The sequence below is a fragment of the Streptomyces sp. NK08204 genome, assembly GCF_020400585.1.
Taxonomy (GTDB): Bacteria; Actinomycetota; Actinomycetes; order Streptomycetales; family Streptomycetaceae; genus Streptomyces.
The window spans coordinates 16,020-39,827 of record NZ_JAINVF010000020.1; the positions used below are offsets into that span (position 1 = coordinate 16,020).

The 23,808-nt window shown below is 71.0% G+C and carries 18 protein-coding genes; 3 read left to right on the forward strand and 15 right to left on the reverse strand.

The features are described from left to right. Window positions 1-148 precede the first annotated feature (148 nt). The 12 genes from K7G59_RS25305 to K7G59_RS25360 form a co-directional block, all read right to left on the reverse strand. Window positions 149-1,081, reverse strand: a complete 933-nt coding sequence (locus K7G59_RS25305) for an ornithine cyclodeaminase family protein (protein WP_225838009.1) — start codon at window positions 1,079-1,081, stop codon at window positions 149-151. After that, on the reverse strand, window positions 1,078-2,121 hold the full coding sequence (locus K7G59_RS25310; RefSeq protein ID WP_225838011.1) for a proline racemase family protein: 1,044 nt from the start codon (window positions 2,119-2,121) through the stop codon (window positions 1,078-1,080). The genes K7G59_RS25305 and K7G59_RS25310 overlap by 4 nt, the downstream gene beginning before the upstream one ends. Window positions 2,122-2,124: 3 nt before the next feature. Continuing rightward, window positions 2,125-2,838, reverse strand: coding sequence for an ABC transporter ATP-binding protein (locus tag K7G59_RS25315; protein ID WP_374114279.1), 714 nt, complete (start codon window positions 2,836-2,838; stop codon window positions 2,125-2,127). Next, window positions 2,835-3,674, reverse strand: coding sequence for an ABC transporter ATP-binding protein (locus tag K7G59_RS35100; RefSeq protein ID WP_308295087.1), 840 nt, complete (start codon window positions 3,672-3,674; stop codon window positions 2,835-2,837). The genes K7G59_RS25315 and K7G59_RS35100 overlap by 4 nt, the downstream gene beginning before the upstream one ends. Next, complete coding sequence (locus tag K7G59_RS25325) at window positions 3,671-4,771, reverse strand: branched-chain amino acid ABC transporter permease (protein ID WP_225838013.1); 1,101 nt, start codon at window positions 4,769-4,771, stop codon at window positions 3,671-3,673. Before K7G59_RS25325 ends, K7G59_RS35100 begins: the two co-directional genes overlap by 4 nt. Continuing rightward, the gene (locus K7G59_RS25330) at window positions 4,771-5,670 is read right to left on the reverse strand and encodes a branched-chain amino acid ABC transporter permease (RefSeq protein WP_225838015.1); all 900 of its coding nucleotides are present in this window, start codon (window positions 5,668-5,670) and stop codon (window positions 4,771-4,773) included. The genes K7G59_RS25325 and K7G59_RS25330 overlap by 1 nt, the downstream gene beginning before the upstream one ends. A 77-nt stretch (window positions 5,671-5,747) precedes the next feature. Beyond that, window positions 5,748-6,896: a branched-chain amino acid ABC transporter substrate-binding protein gene (locus tag K7G59_RS25335; protein ID WP_225838017.1), complete on the reverse strand. Its 1,149-nt coding sequence runs from the start codon at window positions 6,894-6,896 to the stop codon at window positions 5,748-5,750. Window positions 6,897-7,273: 377 nt separating this feature from the next. After that, the gene (locus K7G59_RS25340; protein ID WP_225838019.1) at window positions 7,274-8,275 is read right to left on the reverse strand and encodes a proline racemase family protein; all 1,002 of its coding nucleotides are present in this window, start codon (window positions 8,273-8,275) and stop codon (window positions 7,274-7,276) included. A gap of 2 nt (window positions 8,276-8,277) precedes the next feature. Continuing rightward, a complete protein-coding gene (locus tag K7G59_RS25345) occupies window positions 8,278-9,174 on the reverse strand; it encodes a dihydrodipicolinate synthase family protein (RefSeq protein ID WP_225838025.1) in 897 nt (298 codons plus the stop codon). A 42-nt stretch (window positions 9,175-9,216) separates the two neighbouring features. After that, window positions 9,217-10,635, reverse strand: a complete 1,419-nt coding sequence (locus K7G59_RS25350; RefSeq protein WP_225838028.1) for an NAD(P)/FAD-dependent oxidoreductase — start codon at window positions 10,633-10,635, stop codon at window positions 9,217-9,219. After that, window positions 10,628-10,882: a (2Fe-2S)-binding protein gene (locus K7G59_RS25355; RefSeq protein WP_225838030.1), complete on the reverse strand. Its 255-nt coding sequence runs from the start codon at window positions 10,880-10,882 to the stop codon at window positions 10,628-10,630. The genes K7G59_RS25350 and K7G59_RS25355 overlap by 8 nt, the downstream gene beginning before the upstream one ends. Continuing rightward, on the reverse strand, window positions 10,879-12,045 hold the full coding sequence (locus tag K7G59_RS25360; protein ID WP_225838032.1) for an FAD-binding oxidoreductase: 1,167 nt from the start codon (window positions 12,043-12,045) through the stop codon (window positions 10,879-10,881). The genes K7G59_RS25355 and K7G59_RS25360 overlap by 4 nt, the downstream gene beginning before the upstream one ends. A gap of 116 nt (window positions 12,046-12,161) precedes the next feature. Here K7G59_RS25360 and K7G59_RS25365 point away from each other — a divergent pair, with 116 nt between their 5' ends. Continuing rightward, on the forward strand, window positions 12,162-13,742 hold the full coding sequence (locus K7G59_RS25365; protein WP_225838034.1) for an aldehyde dehydrogenase (NADP(+)): 1,581 nt from the start codon (window positions 12,162-12,164) through the stop codon (window positions 13,740-13,742). 219 nt (window positions 13,743-13,961) lie between these two features. Here the strand turns inward: K7G59_RS25365 and mfd are convergent, their stop codons facing one another. The 3 genes from mfd to K7G59_RS25380 all read right to left on the reverse strand — a co-directional run bounded on the left by mfd (window position 13,962) and on the right by K7G59_RS25380 (window position 21,138). Continuing rightward, complete coding sequence (gene mfd / locus K7G59_RS25370; protein WP_225838036.1) at window positions 13,962-17,495, reverse strand: transcription-repair coupling factor; 3,534 nt, start codon at window positions 17,493-17,495, stop codon at window positions 13,962-13,964. 272 nt (window positions 17,496-17,767) lie between these two features. After that, window positions 17,768-20,353 carry an ABC transporter permease gene (locus K7G59_RS25375; RefSeq protein WP_225838038.1) on the reverse strand — a complete coding sequence of 862 codons (2,586 nt, stop codon included), beginning with the start codon at window positions 20,351-20,353 and terminating at the stop codon, window positions 17,768-17,770. After that, complete coding sequence (locus tag K7G59_RS25380; protein WP_225838040.1) at window positions 20,350-21,138, reverse strand: ABC transporter ATP-binding protein; 789 nt, start codon at window positions 21,136-21,138, stop codon at window positions 20,350-20,352. Before K7G59_RS25380 ends, K7G59_RS25375 begins: the two co-directional genes overlap by 4 nt. A gap of 597 nt (window positions 21,139-21,735) precedes the next feature. On the opposite strand from K7G59_RS25380, the gene K7G59_RS25385 reads away from it, so the two are divergent. Together K7G59_RS25385 and K7G59_RS25390 are read left to right on the forward strand one after the other, a co-directional pair. Beyond that, window positions 21,736-22,143, forward strand: coding sequence for a DUF485 domain-containing protein (locus tag K7G59_RS25385; RefSeq protein WP_225838043.1), 408 nt, complete (start codon window positions 21,736-21,738; stop codon window positions 22,141-22,143). After that, complete coding sequence (locus K7G59_RS25390; RefSeq protein ID WP_225838045.1) at window positions 22,140-23,783, forward strand: cation acetate symporter; 1,644 nt, start codon at window positions 22,140-22,142, stop codon at window positions 23,781-23,783. The genes K7G59_RS25385 and K7G59_RS25390 overlap by 4 nt, the downstream gene beginning before the upstream one ends. The last annotated feature ends 25 nt before the right edge of the window (window positions 23,784-23,808 follow it).

Here is a 23,808-nt window from a genome sequence, read left to right on the forward strand (position 1 = left end):
ACGGCCGGGGCGGCTCCCCTCCGCCCCGGCCGTGCCCCAGGGCGGCGGCGACCGGATCCAGCTGCGGGCAGATCACGGATCCTCATGAGACCACCGGCGCCTGTGGGCCGGGGGCCCGCGCCGCGAGCAGGCCCCCGGGCGGCGGAACTCACACTCTCCTGCCCGCCTGTCTGTACACCTCGACGGCCACCACGAGGTCCTCCCATGCCATGCCGCTCGTCTTCACGACCATCGGGCGGTCGGGCCGCACAGCCGCTCCCGAGCCGAGCAGATCGGCCATGGTCACCAGTGAGTCCGGGTCGAGCCTGCCCTCCCGCACCGCGAGGACGACGTCGCCGGCCTCGCGGAACGCGATGTCGCGGCTCTCCACGACGACCGTCGCGCGTCCCATGAGCGCACCGTCGAGCTCACGCGCCTCCGGCTCATGGGAACCGACGGCCAGCACGACCGCCGAGTCGCGCACGAGGTGCCCGTCGACGACCGGTTCACGGGCCGAGGTCGCCGCGACGACGACGTCCGCACCGCATACGCGGCCGACGACCGTCGCGTCGCCCGCCGCCAGATGACGGTCCGCCCATGCCGGGGCCGCACCGCCGAAGCGCGTGACGGCCGTGACATCGGCGACCGGTACGTGGGCCCCGATCGTGCGCACATGCCCCTCGCCCTGCGGACCCGTCCCGAAGACCACGATCCGCAGCCCGTCGGCGGAGGAGTCCGCGAGATCCCGTAGCCGGTCCAGACAGGCCGCGACCGCGACCGCGGGCGTGCGCAGGGTCGTCAACGCGACCCCGTCGAGGATCGCGACGGGGGTCAGCGTCTCGCTGTCGTGCAGGATGTACGTCGCATTGATCCGCCGCAGTCCGCGCGCGGCATTGCCGGGAGCGACGGTCGCGACCTTGACCCCGAACCAGCCTCTGGACTCCGACGGCATGAGCAGTCCCTGGCCGTTGGTCAGCGCGATGACGGAGCGCGGCACGTCGCCATCAGGATCGAGCCCCTCGGCCAGAGCACGACGGATCGCGGCGACCGCGGCGACGGGACCGAGCGAGAAGACGTCCTCGGCGTCGAGGATCACGCTCATCGCAACACGAACCCGGGAACGAGAACGTCGCGGGGATCGACGGTGAACCGGCAGGTCCCCACGGCGTGGGCCGTGCCCGTCACCGCCGTGATCACCGCCGGCCTTCCGTGCGCCGTGGTCCGCTCCGTGATCCGTGCGCGGAAGACGGAGCCCACCACGGACTCGTGCCGCAATTCGTCACCGGGACACAGTTCCCCGGCGTCGGCCAGCAGCGCGACCCTGGCCGAGGTGCCCGAACCGCACGGGGACCGGTCGACCTCGCCGTCGGCGAACACCGTGATGTTGCGCTGGTGCAGTTGCCGAGTGCCGTCGGACCGCAGCCGCGGAGGGCGCACCTCCTCGGTGAAGATCGTCCCGTAGATTCCGGAGAGCCGGGCATCACCAGGGTGCTCGGCGGCACCGGCGGCGTTGAGGCCGTCGCGGATCTCACGGCCCGCCGCAATGAGCTCGGTGACGTCCTGCGGCCGGACTCGCAGGCCGGTCGCCGCGGCCGGCAGCACGGCGTACATCGCACCGCCGAAAGCGATGTCGACGGTGACCGTGCCGCGCGAGGTCGCGACCTCGACGCCGCGGGCGTGGACGTGGCTCGCGACGTTGGTGAACGTCACGTCCTCGACGAGGCCCCCGCTGGTGCGGACGGTCGCCGTGACGCGCCCCGAGGGCACGTCGACCACGACGTCGGTCAGCCCGTCGGCAGGGGCCGGCACCCGGCCCGAGGCGACCGCCCAGGCCCCGAGGGCGATCGTGCCGTGTCCGCAGGCCGTCGAGAACCCGTCCTTGTGCCAGAACAGGACCCCCAGATGGGCGCCGGCGTCGTCCGGTGGGACCAGGAAGCCGCCGTACATGTCCGCGTGGCCGCGGGGCTCACTGCACAACAGTGCCCGCAGCCACTGCACTTCGTCGCTCTCGGTCGCGAGGATCCGGCGCTCGGCGACGGTGAGCCCGTCACCGGTCACCGCGTCCGGGCTGTCCGGCACGATCCGGAACGGCTCGCCACCGGTGTGCCAGTCGATCGTCTCGATCGGTCCCGTCGGTGTCATCCCTCACGCTCCCAGGTAGGCCTCGACGACCTGCGGGTCGGCGCGCAGGTCGGCGGCTGACCCGGCCAGCGTCACACGGCCGGAGTCGATGACGTAGCCGCGGTGGGCCACCTTCAGCGCGGCCCGTGCGTTCTGCTCGATGAGCAGCACCGACGTGCCCGCCTGGTTGATCGACACGATGGCGTCCATGACCTGGGCCACGACCAGCGGCGCCAGGCCCATCGACGGCTCGTCCAGCATGATCAGCCGGGGTCCGGTGACCATCGCCCGGCCGATGGCGAGCATCTGCTGCTCACCGCCGGAGAGGGTGCCGCCCTGCTGTTCGCGGCGCTCGGCCATCCGCGGGAACAGCTCGTAGACCTGTCTGATCCGCTTGTCGATCGACGCGCCGTCGCGCACGGTGTAGCCGCCGAGCTGGAGGTTCTCGTGCACGGTCAGCCGCGAGAAGATCCGCCGGCCCTCGGGCACGTGCACGATCCCCCGTTCGACGATCGACCAGGGCGTCGCCGCCGTGATGTCCTCCCCGTACGCCGTGACCGACCCGGCCTGGGACCGCACCACGCCGGAGATCGTCGAGACCGTCGTGGACTTGCCGGCGCCGTTGTTGCCCAGCAGGGCGACGATCTCCCCCTCGCCGACGGTGAGGTCCAGACCCCGGAGGGCCTCCACCTTGCCGTAGGCGACCTCCAGGCCCCTGATGTCGAGGACTGTGCTCACCACTCCACCTCCGCCGTACCGCCCGAGCCCGCCTCGGCCGCGATTCGTTCGGCCTCCGCGTGCGCCTCCTCGTCCTCCGCGCCGAGGTAGGCATCGATGACCGCCGGGTTCGACCGGATCGCGGCCGGTGTGCCGTCGGCGATCTCCTTGCCGTAGCTCAGTACGACGATCCGTTCGGACACCTCCATGACCAGGCCCATGTCGTGCTCGATCAGGACCACCGCGATCCCGAGACCGGCGATGCGCCGCATCAGATCGAGCAGTTGTGCCTTCTCGCCGTGGTTGAGTCCGGCCGCCGGCTCGTCGAGCAGGAGCATCCGGGGCTCACGGGCCAGCGCGCGGGCGATCTCGACACGCCGCTGCTCGCCGTACGGCAGGTTACGGATCTGTGCCGTCCGGTCGTACTCCATCCCGACGAAGTCGAGCCACTTGTGTGCCTCGCCGGTCGCCGCGTCCTCACCACGCCAGTAGCGCGGCGTGTGCAGCATCGCGTCGAGGAAGTTCTGCTTGATGCGGACGTGCATGCCTGCCCGCACGTTGTCCAGGACGGTCAGGTCCCCGAAGAGCCGGAGGTTCTGGAACGTGCGCGCGATCCCTCGCGCGGCGATCACGGCCGGCCGTCTGCCGGTGATGTCGGTGCCGTCGAACGTCACCGAGCCCGCGGACGGCTTGTAGAAGCCGGTGATGCAGTTGAACGCACTCGTCTTGCCGGCACCGTTGGGGCCGATGACCGAGAGCACCTCGCCCTCGTGGACCGAGAACGTCAGGCCGTCGACGGCGCGAACTCCGCCGAACGAGACCGCCATGTTCCTCACATCGAGGAGCACCTTGCTCACGACGCACCTTCCTGTACTCGGCGTCCGCGCCGCCTGGGTTCGCCCGCACGGGCCGGCAGCAGTCCCTGCGGACGGAAGAGCATGACGACGATCAGCAGCAGACCGAAGATGAGATAGCGCCAGTTCTCCGCGCCGCGCAGCAACTCGGGCAGCAGCGAGATCACCAGGGCTCCCACGACGACACCCGGCGTGGATCCCATACCACCGAGGACGACGGCCATCAGGATGAGCGCCGACCACAGGAAGTTGAAGCTCGGCGGGGAGATCGCCGTCTGGTGTGCCGCGAACAGCACGCCCGCGATGCCGCCGAAGACCGCGCCGGCGATGTAGGCCGCGAACTTCACCTTGTAGGTGTGGATGCCCATCGCCTCGGCGGCGTCCTCGTCCTCGCGGACGAACCGCCATGCCCGGCCGAGCCGGCCACGCCCGAGCCGGCTGGAGAAGAGCACGGCGACGATGACGATGACCGCGGTGATCCAGTAGAGCGCGATGTCGGAGCGCAGTCCGAAGTCACCGAAGTCGGGGATGCCGTACAGGCCGTTCGGTCCGCCGGTGAAGTCGAGGTTGTTCGCCGTGATGCGGATGATCTCCCCGAAGCCGAGGGTGACGATGGCCAGGTAGTCGCTGCGCAGCCGGAGCGTCGGTCCGCCGATGACGAGTCCGCCGACGGCCGCGGTGACCACGACCACGGGAATGGTCGCGAGCAACGGCCAGCCGTACTTCGTCGACAGCAGTCCCGCGGTGTACGCCCCGATCGCGAAGAACGCGGCGTACCCGAGGTCGAGCAGTCCGCAGTAGCCGACCACGATGTTCAGCCCCACGGCGAGCATCACGAAGATGAGCGCGTCCACCGCGATCTGGATGACGTACGTACTGGAGTCGAGGAACGGCAGGGCCAGCGCGACGACCGCCACGCCGAGACCCAGCCACTTGCTCGACAGGACACCCGACAGCGCTTCCGCGACGGCCGTACGGCCCGTTCTGGGGATCCCGACCCCCTTGCCGGCGAGCGCGACGTTCGCGGATGCGCGCTCCTCCACGGCGCTGACGTACACCGAGGCGTTCTCGGCGACGGGCAGGGTCGACTCGTCGTTCATCACACACGCTCCGTGACGCGCTCGCCGAGCAGCCCGGTGGGGCGCACGGTCAGGAAGAGGATGAGGAAGCCGAACGCGAAGACGTCACGCCACTCACTGCCGAGGTACGCGACCGCGAACGACTCCAGCAGGCCGAGCACGACCGCGCCGAGAACGGCTCCGCGCAGGTTGCCGATGCCTCCGATGACCGCCGCGGTGAACGCCTTGAGCCCGATGCTGAAGCCCATCAGGAAGTCGATCTTCCCGTAGTACGCACCGGCCATGACGCCGGCCGCTCCGGCGAGTGCCGAGCCCAGGAGGAAGGTCCGTGAGATGACCCGGTCGACGTTGACGCCCATGAGCAGGCAGGCCTTGGGGTCCTGCGCGATGGCTCGCATCGCACGGCCCGAACGGGTTTTCCGCACCAGGGTGTCGAGCGCGATCATGAGCACGACGGCGATCGCCATCATCGCCAGCTGCGCGTAGGTCAACCGTGCGCCGAGGATGTCCATCGTGCCGCCGTCGATGCCGATCTGGTAGACCTGCGGGTTCGGGCCGAAGGCGACGGCGACGCCGTACTCGAGGGCGAAGCTGGCGCCCACGGCGGTGATGAGAACGGACAGCTTGGGCGCACTGCGCAGCGGGCGGTAGGCCACCCGCTCCAGGACCATGCCGAGGGTGCCGGTCGCGATCATGGCGACGACCATGATGGCGATGAGCGCGAGGAGTCCGCCGCCCAGCGCACCGGCACCGACGCTGAGCACGGTGAAGCCGCCGAACGCGCCGAGCATGTAGAGGTCGCCGTGGGCGAAGTTGAGCAGTTTGATGATCCCGTAGACCATCGAGTAGCCGAGTGCGACCAGGGCGTAGAAAGAGCCGACGAACAGGCCGCTGAGCACGAGTTGGATGAAGTGGTCCATGCGGTGTTTCCCGGTGCGTGTAGGGAAGCATCGCCGCGCGGGTGACCGCCCGTGGGGGGTCGGTCACCCGGCCGGCGTCACTTGTTGAGGACGAAGTTGTCGTCCTTGACGACGAGGATGTCGAAACCACCGACGCGCAGCGTGTGCTGGATCGTGAACTTCAGCGGACCCGAGAAGATCTTGAAGCCGTCGATCTGCTCGAGGGCCTTGGTGACGGCCTCGCCGTCGGTGGAGTGGGCCTTGCGCACAGCCTCCGCGGCGACACGCACGGCGTCGTAGGACTGCGTCGAGTACGGGCCGGGCTCGGAGCCGAACTTCTTCTTGTACTTGGCGACCCAGGCCTTCCCGCCGGGGATGGTCTGCGGCGTCTGGGTCATCGTCGCGAAGACGCCCTGCGCGTTCTTCTTGCCTGCGATCTGGATCAGTTTGCCGTCGACCGAGCCGTCCGCGACCATGATCTTGCCCTTGTACCCGGCGGCCTTGAGCTGCTTGATGAGCAGTCCGCCCTCCTGGTAGTAGCCCGTCCAGTAGACGAAGTCCGCCTTCGAGTCCATGACGGCGTTGACGGCTCCGGAGTAGTCCGACTCGCCCGCGGTGACCGACTGGTGGGTGGCGACCTTGACACCGGTCAGCGCCAGTTGGTCCCCGGTGCGCTCGGTGATGTCGGCGGAGTACGAGGTGTTGTCGTCGATCAGCGCGGCCCGCTTGCTGCCCTGCGCCTGGATGAACTTCGACGCCGCCTCCGCCTGCTGGATGCCGGTGCCGTTGATCAGGAAGACGTTCTCGCTCTGCGCCTTCAGCAGGTCGGCGGAGTTGGCCGCCGGGATGACCATCGGTATGTGCGCCTTGGCGAAGATGCTGATCGTCGGCAAGGTCGCCGACGAACAGTAGCCGCCGACGGAGATGTCGATCCCGGAGCTGACCAGCTTGGCGGCACCGGCGGCGGCCGTCTTCGGGTCGCACGCCTCGTCCTCGACCTTGAGCGAGAGCTTGCGGCCGTTGACCCCGCCCTTGGCGTTGATCTCGTCGACAGCGAGCTGGGCGCCGTCCTTCATGTAGGGGCCGATGGCCGCCGAGCTGCCGGTCAGCGGCGTGAGCAGCCCGAGCTTGATGGGACCCGAGTCGCTGTCCTTGGAACCGCTCTGAGTGAGATTGCCACATGCGGCGAGGGTGAGCCCGAGTGCCATGGCGGCTGCCGCCGTGGTTCCGCGACGAACAATGGTCATGCCTTACTCCGTCTCGCGTGGTCCGCCGCCGGGCGGACCATCCGGTGGCCGGGGTTGCTCCCCGGCTGGCGCAATGCCACCCCCGGCTCCGCAAGGTGTGACATTGCACGGATAGCTGTTCGCGGGCGTGGAGAGTTGCGCAGCACGTGGGGGGTGGGCGCACGACTCCCGCCGCACTCCTGTCGTGGATCCCCGGATCTCGTCGGAACTCGTCGGTGGCCGCACGACTCCTGCCGTGCAATGTCACACCTCATAGGGTGTGACATTGCGCTGACAATAACGGTTGGTGTCACGGGGCGGGAGGCTCGTCGACATCCGTGATGGATGTGTGACTTTCGGCCATCCCGTATGCCGCGCGGGCGGCATACGAGCTCACCTCAGAGGGAGAATCCGGCCGGGTAGGGGTCCGACGGATCGAGCATGTACTGGGCGGTGCCGGTGATCCAGGCGCGGCCGGTGACGGACGGCCGGATGGCCGGCCGGCCCCCGACCGTCGTCTCCTCCAGGACCCGCCCCACGAACCGGGAGCCGATGAAGGACTCGTTGACGAACTCCTGGCCGACCGGCAGCTGCCCGCGGGCGTGCAGCTGCGCCATCCGGGCACTGGTGCCCGTGCCGCAGGGCGACCGGTCGAACCATCCGGGGTGGATCGCCATGGCGTGCCGGGAGTGCTCCGCGGTCGACCCAGGGGCCTCCAGATAGACGTGGTGACACACGTCGATCTCCGGATTCTCCGGATGGGCCACCGGGTTCTGCTTGTTGATCGCGTCCATGACGGCCAGTCCGGCGTCGAGCAGCCGCTGCTTCTCCGCCCGGTCGAAGGGGATGCCGAGATCCTCGGTCCGGACGAAGGCGTAGAAGTTGCCGCCGTAGGCGATGTCGTAGCGCACCTCCCCGAACCCCGGGACCTCGACGACCTGGTCGAGTGCGTGGCAGTACGAGGCGACGTTCTCCAGCGTCACCGACTCGGCGTGGCCGTCGCGAACCCGTACCCGGGCCGTGACCAGTCCCGCGGGCGTGTCGAGCCGCACCACGGTCTCCGGCTCGACGACCTCCACCATTCCGGTCTCGACGAGGACCGTCGCGACGCCGATGGTCCCGTGCCCGCACATCGGCAGGCAGCCGGAGACCTCGATGAAGAGCACACCGTAGTCGGCGTCCGGCCGCGTCGGGGGCTGCAGGATGGCCCCGGACATCGAGGCGTGCCCGCGCGGCTCGCACATGAGCAGGGTGCGCAGGTGGTCGCGTTCGGCGATGAACCGCTGCCGCCGCTCGAACATCGTCGCCCCGGGAAGGACGCCCACACCCCCGGTGATCACGCGAGTCGGCATGCCCTCGGTGTGCGAGTCGACGGCGTGATAACAGACGGTCGAGCGCATCGTCAGTTCACCCCTGCGTCGATGAGGGCCTGGGTGGCGGCGCGCACGACGGCCTCCGTCTCCGGGCTGAGCGGCTGCCGCGGCGGGCGGCAGATGCCACCCCGGCGGCCGATCATCTCCTGGCCGAGCTTGATGGCCTGGATGAACTCCGTCTTGCTGTCCCACCGCAGGACCGGGTGCAGCCGGCGGTAGAGCGGCAGCGCCGTCTCGAGGTCACCGGCGAGGGACGCGTTGTACAGCGCGAGGCAGGCCTGGGGGAACACCTGCGGGTAACCGGCGACCCAGCCCTTGGCGCCGGCGAGACCGACCTCGAGAAGGGTGTCGTCGGTACCGATCATGAGGTCGAGTCCGGGCGCGAGCTCGGAGATCTCGTAGCACCGCCGTACGTCACCGGAGAACTCCTTGACGCCGACGATGAAGCCCTCGGCGTGCAGCTTGGCCAGCAGTTCGGGGCGCAGGTCGACCTTGGTGTCGATGGGGTTGTTGTACGCGGTGACGGGCAGGCCGACGGAGGCCACCAGCTCGTAGTGCTCGAGGACCGAACGGTCGTCGGCGGCGTAGGCGTTCGGCGGCAGGCACATGACGGCCTGGCAGCCCGCGTCCTTGGCGAACTGGGCGTGCTGCTTGGCCTCGAGACCGCCGTAGGCGCCGACACCCGGCATCACGGTGAACCCGTCGGGGGCGTTCGCGACGGCCGTCTCGACGACGCGGCCGCGCTCCTCGGGCGTCAGCGTCTGGTATTCGCCCAGCGAGCCGTTCGGCGCGACGCCGTGCAGCCCCTGCTCGGCGAGCCAGGCGACGCTCTCACCATAGGCGCCGAAGTCGATCGTGAGGTCGTCGTTGAACGGCAGGCTGGTCGCCACGAGGACGCCGTGCCACGGCTTGCGGGTCTCGGTCATGAGTGCTCCTTGTCGGTTTTCGCTGTTGTCCGGTTTCGAAGGTCAGTCATCAAGGTCGGCGAGCGCACCGAGGGTGACGGGCGTCGCGACGAGTCGTTCCGCGGGCACGTAGGCCCGCTCCTGTGCCGCGAGGCAGTGCACGGCCGGTCCGCACATCCGCCCCTGGCACCAGCCCATACCGGCCCGGGTCAGCTGCTTGACCTGCCGGTGATCGTGCGCGCCGCCGTCGGCGCAGGCGGCCCGTACCGCACCCGCGGTCACCTCCTCGCAGCGGCACACGACGGTGTCGTCGGTCAGCCACGAGGACCATGCCGCAGGGACCGGGTGGGCGAGGCTCATCGCCCGGGCGAAGGCACGCTGCCTGGCCACCGCGGCGCGCACCCTGGCCAGGCGCGTCCTTCCCAGCACGGGCGCGGCGCCGGAGTCGGCGAGAACCGACTCCGCGGCAAGACGCCCCTCGGCCACCGCGAGGGGCGCTCCGCCCACCCCGCACGCCTCGCCCGCGGCGTAGAGACCGGTGACGGTGGTGCGCTGCCCGTCGTCGACGGCGACGACCGCGTTGCCGTCCGCCGAGTCGGTCAGTTCACAGCCGAAGGGGAGGAGCAGGTCGAGTTGCGGTGCGAAACCCCAGCCGATGCCGACGGCATCGACCTCGATCCGTCGTTCCGTGCCCGGGCGCGGGCTGCCGTCGGACGTCAGCGAGGCGATCCGGACCGATGTCACCCGGTCGCCGCCTTCGGCGCCGACGATCGCCGTGCGCGGGCGGACCGGGACCCGGTGGCGCGCGAGCACGGCGGCGTACCCGGCTCCCTCGGCCCACTTGGCCGGGTTGCGCACCAGCGCACCCGGGTACCGCAGCCACGCCAGGGGGTTGGCGGCCTCGCACACCGTGACCACCTCGACCCCGCGCGCCGCGAGGCCGGCGGCCACCGGCAGCAGGAACGGGCCGGTGCCGCCCAGTACCACGCGGCTCCCGGCCGCGACTCCGCCGCCTTTGAGCAGGGCCTGGAGGCCGCCGATGGTGAGCACACCCGGCAGGTCCCATCCGGGGAAGGGCAGTTGCCGGTCGTAGGCCCCGGTCGCCACGAGGAGCCTCGGCGCGCGCAGGACCACGGCGGTCTCCCGGGGCGCTTCTCGCCGGTCGACCGCGTGGACCGCGAAGGCGTCGTCGTCGCGGACGGCGGACCACACGTGGTGCGCCAGGCGCAGGTCGAGCCGCCCGGCCGTCCGGCCCGCCGACAACGCATCGGACAGGGCGCGGTACTCGCGCAGTCCGTGGTGCAGATCCTCGGTCGGGATCGCCGGTCGCGCGTGCTCGGGCGGGTGCCGCCAGAACTGGCCGCCGACGGCGGTGCCGGAGTCCACCAGCACGACGCGCAGCCCGCCGGCCAGGGCCGTGGCCGCCGCGGCCATGCCGGCCGGGCCCGCCCCTACGACCATGAGGTCCGCGGACTCACTCATCGTCACCCTCCTCGGTCGTGACGGTCATACCCGGGCGTGCCGGTACCAGGCAGGCGCGCTGACCGCCGACTCCGTCGATCGTCACGAGGCAGTCGAAGCAGACGCCGATGCCGCAGAAGACGCCGCGCGGACGGTGCCCGATGCGGGTGGTGCGCCAGGCGACCCGGCCGGCGGCCACGAGGGCCGCGGCGACGGTCTGTCCCTCGATGAACGGCAGGGGTTCGCCGTCGATGATGATGTCGCTCACTCTGGCGCACCTCCGATGGTGAGGAAGCGGTCGGGCAGGAGGCCGGTGTGCGCGGCCGGGTCGGCGCCGCGCCAGGGACGGCCGAGCAGGTGGGCCGTCACGAGCGCGCCGGTCGCGGGGGCGAGACCGATACCCGCCCCCTCGTGTCCGCACGCGTGCACGACCCCTGGTACCCGCGGGTCGGGACCGATGACCGGCAGGTGGTCCGGGCAGTACGGTCTGAAGCCGCGGTAGGTCCGGATCAGCTGGACGCCACGCAGGAAGGGGAAGAGCCGGCACGCCTGTGCCGCGAGCCTGGCGACGACCGCGGTGTTCATGGTCGCGTCGAAGCCGACGCGTTCGCGGCTGGCACCGATGAGGATCGTGCCGCCGTGGGTGCCCTCCACGACGCACGAGGTCTCCAGTCCGGCGTCGGACGAGGCGACGTTGGCGACGTAGTCGGCCGAGTAGACCTTGTGCCGGACCATCGGTGGCAGCGGTTCGGTCACCAGGACGAAGCCACGGCGTGGCAGCACCTCGATGGGCGCGCCGAGCCGACGGCCGACCTCACCGCCCCAGGTACCGGCGGCATTGACGACGGCGTCGGCGGGCAGGACCTCGCCGGCCGTCGTCCGGATGCCGGTGATCCTGCCGTCCCCGCCGGTCACCGCACCGGCGACCTCACCCGTGTGGAAGCGTGCGCCGCGCCGCACGGCGGCGCGCAGCAGCGCGACCGCCGCCAGCACCGGCTGCACCTGGGCGTCTTCTGGGTAGTGGATGCCGCCGGGCAGCCCGGGTGCCAGATGGGGTTCGATGTCCTGCACGCGGTCGGCCGGCTCGACACGGACGCCGGCCGCCTCCTGCCGCGCGGCGAACTCCCGGAGCGCGGCGAGGCCCTCGGTGGTGCTCGCGACGACCAGGCCGCCCTTGGACTCGAGTTCGAACGACTCCGGCCCGAGTTCCTCGCCGGCCTCGTCCCACAGCGTGCGGCTCAGCCGCGCCAGGTCGAGCTCGGGGCCCGGCTCCTTGTCGGAGAGAAGGACGTTGCCCTCGCCGCGGCTCGTCGTCCCGGCGCCGACGGGTCCGCGGTCGATCACCGTGACGTCCATGCCTGCCGAGGCTGCGTGGAAGGCGCACGCGGCGCCGACGACGCCCGCGCCCACGACGACGACCTTCAGGGTCATCGGCTCCTCCTCTGTGCAATGTCACATGCCATTGCTTAGGCTATACATCTGATCGACCCGAAGACAACGCCGACTCCGGCGTGACCTTCTTGAGACGTGCGCGAGGGTGGAGCTCTGTGAATCTGACCGGAAACTCGATCGTGGCCGGCCGTGACGTTCCCGGTGTCGGCGAAGCGTGGCACGGCGTCGTGGCGGCGACGGGCGAGCCTCGGGGCCCGCAGCTGCGGGACGCCTCACCGGACCAGGTGGCGCGGGCGGCGGAGCTGGCCGCCGCCGTGGCGCGCGACTACCGGGCCCTGCCCGCCGATCGGCGGGCCGCGTTCCTGGACGCCTGCGCCGAGGAGATCGAGGCACTGGGCGACGATCTGCTCCGGCTAGCGGCGAGCGAGTCCGGGCTGCCGCTGGACCGCCTGACCGGCGAACGCGGGCGCACATGCGGACAGCTGCGCATGTTCGCCGGCCTGGTCCGCGGCGGGGACGCGCTCGGTGTCCGCGTCGACCCCGCGCTCCCCGAGCGCCGGCCGCTTCCCCGGGCGGACCTGCGCCTGCGCAGGATCCCCGTCGGCCCCGTGGCCGTCTTCGGTGCGAGCAACTTCCCGCTGGCCTTCTCCGTCGCCGGCGGCGACACGGCGTCCGCTCTCGCCGCGGGCTGTCCGGTCATCGCCAAGGCACACCCGGCGCACCCCGGCACGTGCGAGCTCGTCGCCCGTGCCCTCACCGCCGCCGCCGAGCGCACCGGCATGCCCGCCGGTGTCTTCTCGCTGCTCGTCGGCCGCGGCATCGAGGTGGGCCAGACGCTGGTGCGCGACCCGCGGATCGCGGCCGTCGGCTTCACCGGCTCCCGGAGCGGCGGGCTCGCGCTGGTCGAGACGGCGAACAGCCGGCCCGTGCCCATTCCCGTGTACGCCGAGATGTCGGCGGTCAACCCCGTGATCATCCTCGACGGCGCCCTGGCCGACCCCGTGTCGCTCGCCACCGCGTACGTGGGGTCGCTGACCAACGGCGCGGGCCAGTTCTGCACGAACCCGGGCCTCCTGCTGCTGCCCACGGGCGATGCGGGCGATGCCTTCCGCACGGCGGTGGCCGAGGCCGTGGCCGGCACGACGGGACAGGTCATGCTCACCCCCGGTATCGCGGAGGGCTACGCCAAGGGCTCGGCGCGGTGGGCGGCCACCGAAGGTGTCTCGGTCGTGGCGCAGGGCGTGCCCGGTGAGAGCCCGTACGCGCCGGGCCCCGTGGTCCTCGAATGCGACGCGGCGACTTACACGGCCCACGAGGACCTCTCCGACGAGGTCTTCGGGGCGGCGGGGCTCGTCGTGCGGTGGTCCGGGACCGACGAGCTCCTTGCCCTGCTCGAGCGGGCCGAGGGGCAGTTGACGGTCACCCTGCACGGGACCGACGCCGACCTGGCGACGGCCGAGCGCGTCCTTCCCGTCCTGGAGGAGCGGGCAGGGCGCATCCTGTGGGGCGGCTGGCCGACAGGGGTCGAGGTCTGCCACGCCATGGTGCACGGCGGCCCCTGGCCCGCGACCTCCTCGCCCGGTACCACCAGCGTCGGGACCCTGGCGATCGAACGCTGGCTGCGGCCCGTCTGCTACCAGTCGTTCCCCGACGCCCTCCTGCCCGAGGAACTGCGCACGGACAACCCGCTGGGTGTCACCCGGCTCGTCGACGGCGTGCTCGAACCGCGGGGGTGACGTCCGTTCCGGCCGCCGGGGCAGGGGCGGCCGAGACGGTGCGGATGCACAGGGCGACCGGTCGAAGGAGGACGGACGCTCCAGCGGATCGTGAGCCCAGGCGGTACGCGTTCGGTGCGCAGTCACCGGGCGATGACGCTGCGGGCATCCACCGCCGGGAACCGGATCCCGGCACAGCGGGGGCGCGCGGTGCGGCGCGCGCCCCCCTTCAAGGCCGACTCAGGAACCCAGGATCGAGGCGAGGAACTCGCCGACCCAGCCCAGCAGTTCGCGGCCGACCAGCGGCTTGCCACCCACCTTCGCGGTCTTCGGGCGCGGGACCAGCAGCTGGTGCGCGGCCGGTTTGATGACCGTGCCCGGGTACAGCCGCTTGACCCGCAGCTCCTGCGACTCGCGCAGCTCCACCGGCGCGAAGCGGATGTTGGTGCCCTGCAGGACGATCTCGCCGACGCCGCACGCACGCGCGAGCATCCGCAGCCCGGCCACCAGCAGCAGGTTCTCCACCGGTTCGGGCAGCTTGCCGTAGCGGTCGGTGAGTTCCTCGCGGACGGCCTTGATGTCCTCCTCCGAGTTCGCGGAGGCGATGGCGCGGTACGCCTGGAGGCGCAGGCGCTCGCCGGGCGCGTAGTCGTGCGGGACGTGCGCGTCGACCGGCAGCTCGATCTTGACCTCCAGCGGCGGCTCCTCCTCGATCCCGCCGGTCTCCAGCTGGCGCCGGTAGTCGGCGACGGCCTCGCCGACCATGCGGACGTACAGGTCGAAGCCGACACCCGCGATGTGGCCGGACTGCTCGCCGCCCAGCAGGTTGCCCGCGCCCCGGATCTCCAGGTCCTTCATCGCCACGTACATGCCCGCGCCCATCTCCGTGTGCTGGGCGATGGTGGCGAGGCGCTCGTGGGCCGTCTCCGTCAGCGGCTTCTCCGGCGGATAGAGGAAGTACGCGTAGCCTCGCTCCCTTCCTCGTCCGACCCGGCCGCGCAGCTGGTGCAGCTGGGAGAGGCCGAAGGTGTCGCCGCGTTCCACGATGAGCGTGTTGGCGTTGGAGATGTCGATGCCGGACTCGACGATCGTCGTCGACACCAGGACGTCGAACTTCTTCTCCCAGAAGTCGACCACGACCTGCTCCAGCGCGGACTCGGACATCTGGCCGTGCGCGGTGGCGATGCGCGCCTCGGGGACGACCTCACGCAGCCGCGCTGCGGCCCGGTCGATGGACTCGACCCGGTTGTGGATGTAGAAGACCTGGCCCTCGCGCAGCAGTTCGCGGCGGACGGCGGCGCCGATCTGCTTCTCCTCGTAGGGCCCGACGAAGGTGAGCACCGGGTGCCGCTCCTCCGGCGGCGTGGTGATCGTGGACATCTCGCGGATGCCGGTGACCGCCATCTCCAGGGTGCGCGGGATCGGGGTGGCGGACATGGTCAGCACGTCGACGTTGGCGCGGAGCTTCTTCAGCTGTTCCTTGTGCTCGACGCCGAAGCGCTGCTCCTCGTCGACGATGACCAGGCCCAGGTCCTTGAACCGGGTCTCGGAGGAGAACAGGCGGTGGGTGCCGATGACGACGTCCACCGAGCCCTCCTTGAGGCCCTCCAGGACCGCCTTGGCCTCGGTGTCGCTCTGGAAGCGGGACAGGGCGCGCACGTTCACCGGGAACTGCGCGTACCGCTCGGAGAACGTGCCGAAGTGCTGCTGTACCAGCAGGGTCGTCGGGACGAGGACAGCGACCTGCTTGCCGTCCTGTACGGCCTTGAAGGCGGCCCGTACGGCGATCTCGGTCTTGCCGTAGCCGACGTCGCCGCAGATCAGCCGGTCCATCGGGACCGACTTCTCCATGTCCTCCTTGACCTCGGAGATCGTGGTCAGCTGGTCCGGGGTCTCCGCGTAGGGGAAGGCGTCCTCCAGCTCCCGCTGCCAGGGGGTGTCGGCGCCGAAGGCGTGTCCGGGGGCGGCCATGCGCGCGCTGTAGAGCTTGATCAGGTCGGCGGCGATCTCCTTGACCGCCTTCTTGGCGCGGGCCTTGGTCTTCGTCCAGTCGGCGCCGCCGAGCCGGTGCAGGGTCGGGGCCTCGCCACCGACGTACTTGGTGATCTGTTCCAGCTGGTCGGTCGGGATGTACAGGCGGTCGCCGGGCTGGCCGCGCTTGGCGGGGGCGTATTCGACGACCAGGTACTCGCGCGTGGCGCCCTGCACGGTGCGCTGCACCATCTCGATGTAGCGGCCGACGCCGTGCTGCTCGTGGACGATGTAGTCGCCCGGCTCCAGGGTGAGCGGGTCGATGGTCTTGCGGCGGCGGGCCGGCATACGGGTGCCGTCCTTGCCGGCGGCCTTCTGGCCGGACAGGTCGGTCTCGGTGAGGACGGCGAGCCTGAGCGCGGGGTCGACGAAGCCGTGGTCGATCGAGCCGCAGGAGACGTGCACCACCGAGGGGCTCAGCTCGCCGAGGTCGGCGTCCAGGCGGGCCGCGATGCCCTCGCCGCCGAGCACTTCGACGGTGCGGGCGGCCGGGCCGTGGCCCTCGGTGACGAAGACGGTGCGCCAGCCGTCGGCGAGCCAGCCCTTGGTGTCGGCGAGCGCCCGCGCGGTGTCGCCGCGGTAGGCCTCGGGGGCGTGCATGCCGAGCTTGAGGGTGTCCGCGTCGAGCTCTTCGTCCGCGGCGAACGGGGACACCGACCACCACATCATGTCCAGCTCGCGCGCGCGGTCGCGAACGTCGGCGATGGACCACAGGGAGGCCGCGCCGACGTCGATCGGGGCCTCGCCTCCACCCGCGGTGGCCGCCCAGGACGCCTGGAGGAACTCCTGCGAGGTCGCGACGAGGTCGGCGGCGCGCGTGCGGACCCGCTCCGGGTCGCAGACGACGGCCATGGCGCCCTTGGGGAGCACGTCGATCAGCAGTTCCATGTCGTCGACCAGGACCGGCGCCAGGGACTCCATGCCCTCCACCGCGATGCCCTCGGCGATCTTGCCGAGCAGTTCGCCCAGTTCCGGGTGCTCCTCGGCCAGGGCGCGCGCACGTGCGCGTACGTCGTCGGTGAGCAGCAGTTCGCGGCAGGGCGGCGCCCACAGGCCGTGCTCGGCGACTTCCAGGGAGCGCTGGTCGGCGACCTTGAAGTAGCGGATCTCCTCGACGTCGTCGCCCCAGAACTCGATGCGCAGGGGGTGTTCCTCGGTGGGCGGGAACACGTCCAGGATGCCGCCGCGTACGGCGAACTCGCCGCGCTTCTCCACCAGCTCCACGCGCGCGTACGCGGCGGCGGAGAGGGCTTCGACGACGGTGTTCAGGTCAGCCGTCCGACCCGTCCGCAAGGACACCGGTTCCAGGTCGCCGAGGCCCTTGACCTGCGGCTGGAGCACGGACCGTACGGGCGCCACGACCACGGAGACCGGGCCCGTCTCGGGATCGTCCGGGCTGGGGTGGGTCAGGCGGCGCAGGACGGCGAGCCGGCGTCCGACGGTGTCGCTGCGCGGGCTGAGCCGCTCGTGCGGGAGGGTCTCCCAGGAGGGGTACTCCACGACGCCCTCGGCCGGCAGCAGGGAGCGCAGGGCCGCGGCCAGGTCCTCGGCCTCACGGCCCGTCGCCGTGACCGCCAGCACCGGGCGGCCGGTCTCGCGGGCCAGGGCGGCGACCGCGAAGGGGCGGGCCGCCGGGGGGCCGACGAGGTCGACGTGCATGCGGTTGCCGTCCGCCGCGGCCTTGATCGCTTCCGCGAGGGCGGCGTCCTTGACGACGGCGTCGAGCAGACCGTGCAGGCTCATGGGGGCTTTTTTCCGTCCAGGGAGGTGGGCAACGCGAAGAGCCCGACGCTGGGAGCGGCCGGGGTGTCCAGCCTACGACGCGTTGCCCGTGGACGCCGGGGGCTGTGGACAACTGTGCCCCTACGCCAAGAAAGCCGGTCAACGGGAGCCCGGTCAGCGCAAAGGCCTGGTGAACGTCGGAAACCCGGTGCCGGGAAGTCCCCAGGACTTCCCGGCACCGGGCTGTGCCCCCGCAACCCCCGTATGCGGTGGCCGTCGTGCGATCCGGGCGGCTAGTCCGTGGCGATCGCGTTCAGGACGTTCATCCGGCCCGCCCGGAACGCCGGGATCAGGGCGGCGAACAGGCCCACGAAGGCCGAGCCGACGAAGACGCCGGTGATCGTCGGCCAGGGGATGTCCAGGACCTTCAGGCCCTCCAGCGCGAGGAGCTTCTGGGCCGTCGCGCCCCAGCCCATGCCGAGGCCCAGGCCGAGCAGGGCGCCGAAGAGGGCGATCACCACGGACTCCAGGCGGATCATGCGGCGCAGCTGGCGGCGGGAGAGGCCGATGGCGCGCATCAGGCCGATCTCGCGGGTCCGCTCGACCACCGACAGGGCCAGGGTGTTGACGACACCCAGGACCGCGACGATGATCGCGAGCGCCAGCAGGCCGTAGATCAGGTTCAGCATCTGGCCGATCTGGTCCTTGAACGCCTTCTTGTAGTCGGTCTGGTCGCGCACGGTCAGCTCCGGGTGGCTGTCGTGCAGCGCGGCCTTGAGCGCCTTGTAGGCAGCGGCCTGTTGGCCGTCCTTGGCCGTGGCGAAGACCATCTGGTCCAGCGGCATCCCGTCGGCGGGCACGTACTTCGCGGCCGTGGCGATGGAGGCGTACATCGCACCCCTGTCGAGTGCGACATCGTCACTGGTGATCGCGCGGACCGTCAGCCTGGCCGGCGTGCCCTTCCTGAAGTGGACCCCTACGGTGGAGCCGACCTTGATGCCGTGCTTCTTGGCGAAGCCCTCGGGGACCGACATCGAGTCGGGCTCGTAGGCGTCGGCGAGGGTGCCGGCGACCGTCGTGGTGCGCAGGTCCTGCGCGTAGGTCGGGTCGGCCGCCTTGATCGTCTCGTCCTTCGAGGTCCGGCCGTCCGGGGTGGTCAGGGACGCGTGGTCCAGGAGTCGGTACTCGGTGACCCGCGCGAGGCCGGGCGTGGCCTTGATCGCCTCGACCGCCTGCGGGAGGATCTCCTTGCCCTTGTCGTCCTGGATGATGAAGTCCGTGCCGACGGTCTTGTCGAGCTGGTCGCTGGCGGAGGCCACCATGGAGGAGCCGACCACCGACAGGCAGGCGACCAGGGCGAGGCCGATCATCAGGGCGGCGCCGGTGGCGCCCGTGCGGCGCGGGTTGCGCAGCGCGTTGCGCTCGGCCATGCGGCCCACGGGGCCGAAGATCCGCAGCATGATCGCGCCGAGGACGCGGACCAGGCCGCCCGCGAGCAGCGGGCCGATGACGACGAAGCCGATCAGCGTGAGGACCACACCCAGGCCCAGCCAGCCGGAACCGGGCTTCGCCTTGTCGGCGTTCGCGGCGGTGTACAGGCTCGCTACGCCGGCGCCGGTGAGCACCAGGCCCATCAGGGCCCGCACGAGACCGGCCCTGGCGCCGGCGGGGGCGCCCGAGTCGCGCAGGGCGGCCATCGGGGAGACCTTGCCGGCACGCCGGGCGGGCAGGTAGGCGGCCAGGACGGTGACGATCACGCCGAGGAGCAGGCCCGCCACCGGGGTGGTCCACGCGACGGTGAGGTCGTCGGTGGACAGGTGCATGCCCATGCTGCCCATGAGCTTCATCAGGCCGACGGCGATGCCGACGCCCCCGCCGACGCCGAGCACGGACCCGATCACGCCCAGGAGCAGCGCCTCGACCAGCACGGACCGGTTGATCTGTCTGCGGGAGGAGCCGATGGCGCGCATCAGGCCGATCTCGCGGGTGCGCTGGGCGACCAGCATCGAGAAGGTGTTGATGATCAGGAAGATACCGACGAGGAAGGCGATCCCGGCGAAGCCGAGCATCGCGTACCTCATGACGTTCAGGGGGCCCTCGACGCTCTTCTGGTTGGCGTCGGCGACCTCCTTGGCGGTCTTCACCTTGTAGCCGTGACCGAGTGCGGCGATCACGTTCTGCTTCAGCGCCGCGTCGCTCACGCCCTTGGCGGCGGTGACGTCGACGTCGGTGTACACGCCCGTCCTGCCGACCAGGGTCTGCTGGGCGGTCCTGGTGTCCAGGTAGAAGATCGCCGCGCCGGGGTTGGTGACGCTGAAGGAGGCGATGCCGGACACCCGCGCGTGGTGCGTGCCCACGACCGTGATGATGCCGATCTCGTCCCCGAGCTTCAGGTGGTGCTTGTCGGCGGTGTCCGCGTCCACCATCACCTGGCCGGGGCCCTTGGGCGCCGCGCCGGAGGTGATCTTCATGGTGCGGGCGGAGTTGCCGTTCCAGTTGCCGACGATGGTCGGCGCGCCGCTCTTGGGCGACAGCTTGTCCTTCCGGGCGTCGATGACGGTCACGGAAGTGGAGAAGACCGTCCCCTCGGCCTTCTTGACGCCCCGGGCCTTGCGGACCTCGCCGGCCACGGAGGCCGGCACGACGGGCGGCTTGCCGGTGTGGGAGGTGGTCTCACCGGTGTCGGAGGCGCCCTTCGCGCTGACCGTCACGTCCGCTGCCGTGGCCTGGAACAGCTTGTCGAAGGTGGTGTTCATCGTGTCGGTGAACACCAGCGTGCCGCACACGAACGCCACCGACAGCAGGACCGCGACCGCCGACAGCGCCATGCGGCCCTTGTGCGCGAAGAAGTTGCGCATCGAGGTCTTCAGGACGGTCATGAGGTGCGCCCCCGGGCGTCGAAGTCCTTCATGCGGTCGAGCACCTGATCGGCCGTCGGGTTGTACATCTCGTCGACGATCCGGCCGTCGGCCAGGTACAGCACGCGGTCGGCGTAGGAGGCGGCGACGGGGTCATGGGTGACCATCACGATGGTCTGGCCGAGTTCGTCCACCGAGCGGCGCAGGAAGCCCAGAACCTCCGCTCCCGCGCGGGAGTCGAGGTTTCCGGTCGGCTCGTCGCCGAAGATGATCTCCGGGCGGGCGGCGAGCGCACGGGCCACGGCGACGCGCTGCTGCTGGCCGCCGGAGAGCTGGGTGGGCCGGTGCTTGAGCCGCCCGGCGAGTCCGACGGTCTCCACGACCCGGTCCAGCCACGCCTTGTCCGGCTTGCGGCCGGCGATGTCCATGGGCAGCGTGATGTTCTCGATCGCGTTCAGCGTCGGCAGCAGGTTGAACGCCTGGAAGATGAACCCGATCCGGTCGCGGCGAAGCTGGGTGAGCTTCTTGTCCTTCAGGCCGGTGATCTCGGTCTCGTCCAGGAATATCTGCCCGCTGCTCACCGTGTCGAGCCCGGCGAGGCAGTGCATCAGCGTGGACTTGCCGGACCCCGAGGGCCCCATGATCGCGGTGAACTGGCCGCGGGCGATGTCCACGTCGACGTGGTCGAGGGCGACGACGCGGGTCTCGCCGGACCCGTAGGCCTTGACGACCTGCCGCGCCCGCGCGGCAACGGCCGTACGCCCTCCAGTGCCCCCGTGCCTGGGAATGGTCACAGCCGATGTCACGGTAGGTCTCCTATGCCGGTCAGTTGAACAGTGTCGTGAAGCGGTACGTCGATGATTCTGGCGGGGGGAGGGGCCGTCGCGCGCTGGTGCGAAGCCCCGTCCTGCAGGGGGGAAAACCCCACCCCCGGCGGTTCGGTCAGCCGCCCCCCAGCGGCGTAAAGCCAGGTTAAGGACGGCACCCGGCCCTTCTCGTCCTCCGGCGGGACGAACCCTGCCCGCACCTTCTTGGGGAGACACCCCTAGGGGATCTCCACCGCCGGGTGGAGACGTCTCAGGGTCCGCCTCCACCCCGAGGACCAGCAGCGCTCCACCCCCGTGCCGCCGATGAGGGCCAGGCGCGCGCCTCTGCCGCAGGAGGGCCAGGCGCGTGCCCGGGGGAGGTTCCCCTGGCGAGGACCCCGAGTAACCACAGGTAACACCCCTGACGGCACACTATTCGGACAGGTCGGCGCGGTATTCGAGCAGTAAGCGCATACCGACTGGCCAGTCTGGGGAAAACCTCGCGCCGAACGCAACTCACGAGTAACGTGCGTGGCCCCGCTCCCCCACTCCCTGCGGTCCGCCGCTTCGGACCCGAGCCATGCAAGGAGCCCCGGGATGTCCTACGACCCGCCGCACCCCGCGCAGCACCTCACCCACCCCTGGCAGCCTCTGTCCCCCGCACCGCACCACCCCCCGCACCGGCCGCCCCGCACATCCTTCGGACACCACAGCGACCTGCGCGTCCTGCGCAACGCCTACCGCCGGCAGCGGCGCACCGCCACGCTCACCGCGCTCGGCTACTTCACGCTGTTCCTGATCCTCTCCGCGTGCGCCCCGGGCGTCATGACGAGCACGGTCGCCGACGGCATCCCCGCCGGACTCCTGCTCGCCCTCACCCAACTCCCGGTCACCTTCCTCGCGATAGCCCTGTACGAGCGCACCGCGCGCCGGCACGTCGATCCGCTCGCGAACCGCATCCGCCGGGAGGCCGAACTGGACGCACGGCAAGGGGCGAACCGATGACCGTCACCGCCTCCCCCGCGCCCGCCGGGCTCAGCGGCCTCAGCAGCGACTCGCAGACCATGTCCCTGGTCGCGTTCTCCGCCGTCACCGCCGTCACCCTGCTGCTGTGCGTGATGACCGGCCCGGACCGCGACGACCTCGACGAGTTCTACACCGGCTACGGATCCCTGTCCCCGCTGCGCAACGGCCTCGCCATCGCCGGCGACTACATCTCCGCGGCCACCGTCCTCGGCACCGGCGGGGTCATCGCCCTGTGCGGCTACGACGGGCTCGTACTCGCCCTCAGTACGGCGCTGTCGCTGATGCTGCTGATGTTCCTGCTGGCCGAGCCCCTGCGCAACGCGGGCCGGTTCACCATGGGTGACGCGCTGGCCCGCCGGATGCCGGGCCGGGGTGTACGGATCGCGGCCTGCGCGGTGACCCTCGCCGCGCTGGTGCCGCTGATGCTGGTCCAACTGGCCGGTACCGGACAGCTGATGGCGTTCATCCTGGGCTTCTCCGACGAGTCGGTGCAGACCGGCTGTGTCGTCGGACTCGGCGCCCTGATGATCAGTTACGCGGCGATCGGCGGCATGAAGGGCACCGCCCTCATCCAGATCCTGAAGATCGTGATGCTGGTCGGCTCGGGGGCCGTGGTCGCCGTGCTGATCCTTCGCCGCTTCGACTGGGACCCCGGCGCCCTGTTCACCGCGGCCTCCCGGCGAAGCGGCGCCGGACCGGCCTTCCTGCGCTCCGGCCTGGAGTTCAGCGGCGGCGCCCACCCCCGCCTCGACATGATCACCTCGCAGCTGACCATCGTGCTCGGCGGGGCCTGTCTGCCGCACGTCACCATGCGCACGTACACCGCGTCCAGCGCCCGCCAGGTGCGCCGCTCGATGTCCTGGGCGGTGTCGATCGTGGCCCTGTTCGTCCTCATCATCACGGTGATCGGCTTCGGTGCCACGGCTCTGGTCGGCGGTCCGGCGATCGCCGCGGCCGACCCGCGGGGCAACACCGCGTACCTGCTGGGCTCCAGGGCGGCGTTCGGCGCCGACGTGTCCACGGCGGAGACCTTCCTGTTCACCCTGGTCACGACCGCGCTCTTCCTGACCCTGCTCGCCTCGGTGGCCGGGATGATCCTCGCCTGCGCCAACTCCCTGGCCCACGACGTGTTCGCGGCCCGCGTGCGGGAGATGCCGGCCCGCCGCGAGATGGCCCTCGCCCGCCTCTCGGCGCTCGCCATCGGCATCCCGACGGTGCTGCTGGCCACCCTGGTGCAGCACCACAGCCTCCAGCCCCTGATCACCCTCTCCTTCTGCCTGGGCGCCTCCGCGCTCGCGCCCGCCCTGGTGTACGGCCTCTTCTGGCGCCGCTACACACGAGGCGGACTGCTGGGCACCCTGATCGGGGGCACGCTGACCGTGCTGCTGATCATGCCGGGCACCAACCTCGTCTCCGGCTCGCCCACGTCGGCCTTCCCGCACACCGACTTCAACTGGTTCCCGTTCACCACGACCGGCATCGTCTCCATCCCGGCCGGCTTCTTCTTCGGCTGGCTCGGCACGATCGCCTCGGGCCGCCGCGAGGCGCAGGAACAGCGGCACCAGTACGAGGCGGTGGAGGGCTGGATCCTGGCGGGGGCGGTGCGCAGGAGCAGTTGACGCGGCGCCACGCCGCAGGCGGTCG

What these genes read in the sequence shown, in the direction of transcription:
- K7G59_RS25350 (WP_225838028.1), bottom strand. Translation starts at nt 10,635, where the DNA reads ATGAGTGAGTCCGCGGACCTCATGGTCGTAGGGGCGGGCCCGGCCGGC.
- K7G59_RS25305 (WP_225838009.1), bottom strand. Translation starts at nt 1,081, where the DNA reads ATGAGCGTGATCCTCGACGCCGAGGACGTCTTCTCGCTCGGTCCCGTC.
- K7G59_RS25335 (WP_225838017.1), bottom strand. Translation starts at nt 6,896, where the DNA reads ATGACCATTGTTCGTCGCGGAACCACGGCGGCAGCCGCCATGGCACTC.
- mfd (WP_225838036.1), bottom strand. Translation starts at nt 17,495, where the DNA reads ATGAGCCTGCACGGTCTGCTCGACGCCGTCGTCAAGGACGCCGCCCTC.
- K7G59_RS25325 (WP_225838013.1), bottom strand. Translation starts at nt 4,771, where the DNA reads ATGAACGACGAGTCGACCCTGCCCGTCGCCGAGAACGCCTCGGTGTAC.
- K7G59_RS25340 (WP_225838019.1), bottom strand. Translation starts at nt 8,275, where the DNA reads ATGCGCTCGACCGTCTGTTATCACGCCGTCGACTCGCACACCGAGGGC.
- K7G59_RS25375 (WP_225838038.1), bottom strand. Translation starts at nt 20,353, where the DNA reads ATGACCGTCCTGAAGACCTCGATGCGCAACTTCTTCGCGCACAAGGGC.
- K7G59_RS25385 (WP_225838043.1), top strand. Translation starts at nt 21,736, where the DNA reads ATGTCCTACGACCCGCCGCACCCCGCGCAGCACCTCACCCACCCCTGG.
- K7G59_RS25330 (WP_225838015.1), bottom strand. Translation starts at nt 5,670, where the DNA reads ATGGACCACTTCATCCAACTCGTGCTCAGCGGCCTGTTCGTCGGCTCT.
- K7G59_RS25345 (WP_225838025.1), bottom strand. Translation starts at nt 9,174, where the DNA reads ATGACCGAGACCCGCAAGCCGTGGCACGGCGTCCTCGTGGCGACCAGC.
- K7G59_RS25310 (WP_225838011.1), bottom strand. Translation starts at nt 2,121, where the DNA reads ATGACACCGACGGGACCGATCGAGACGATCGACTGGCACACCGGTGGC.
- K7G59_RS25390 (WP_225838045.1), top strand. Translation starts at nt 22,140, where the DNA reads ATGACCGTCACCGCCTCCCCCGCGCCCGCCGGGCTCAGCGGCCTCAGC.
- K7G59_RS25360 (WP_225838032.1), bottom strand. Translation starts at nt 12,045, where the DNA reads ATGACCCTGAAGGTCGTCGTCGTGGGCGCGGGCGTCGTCGGCGCCGCG.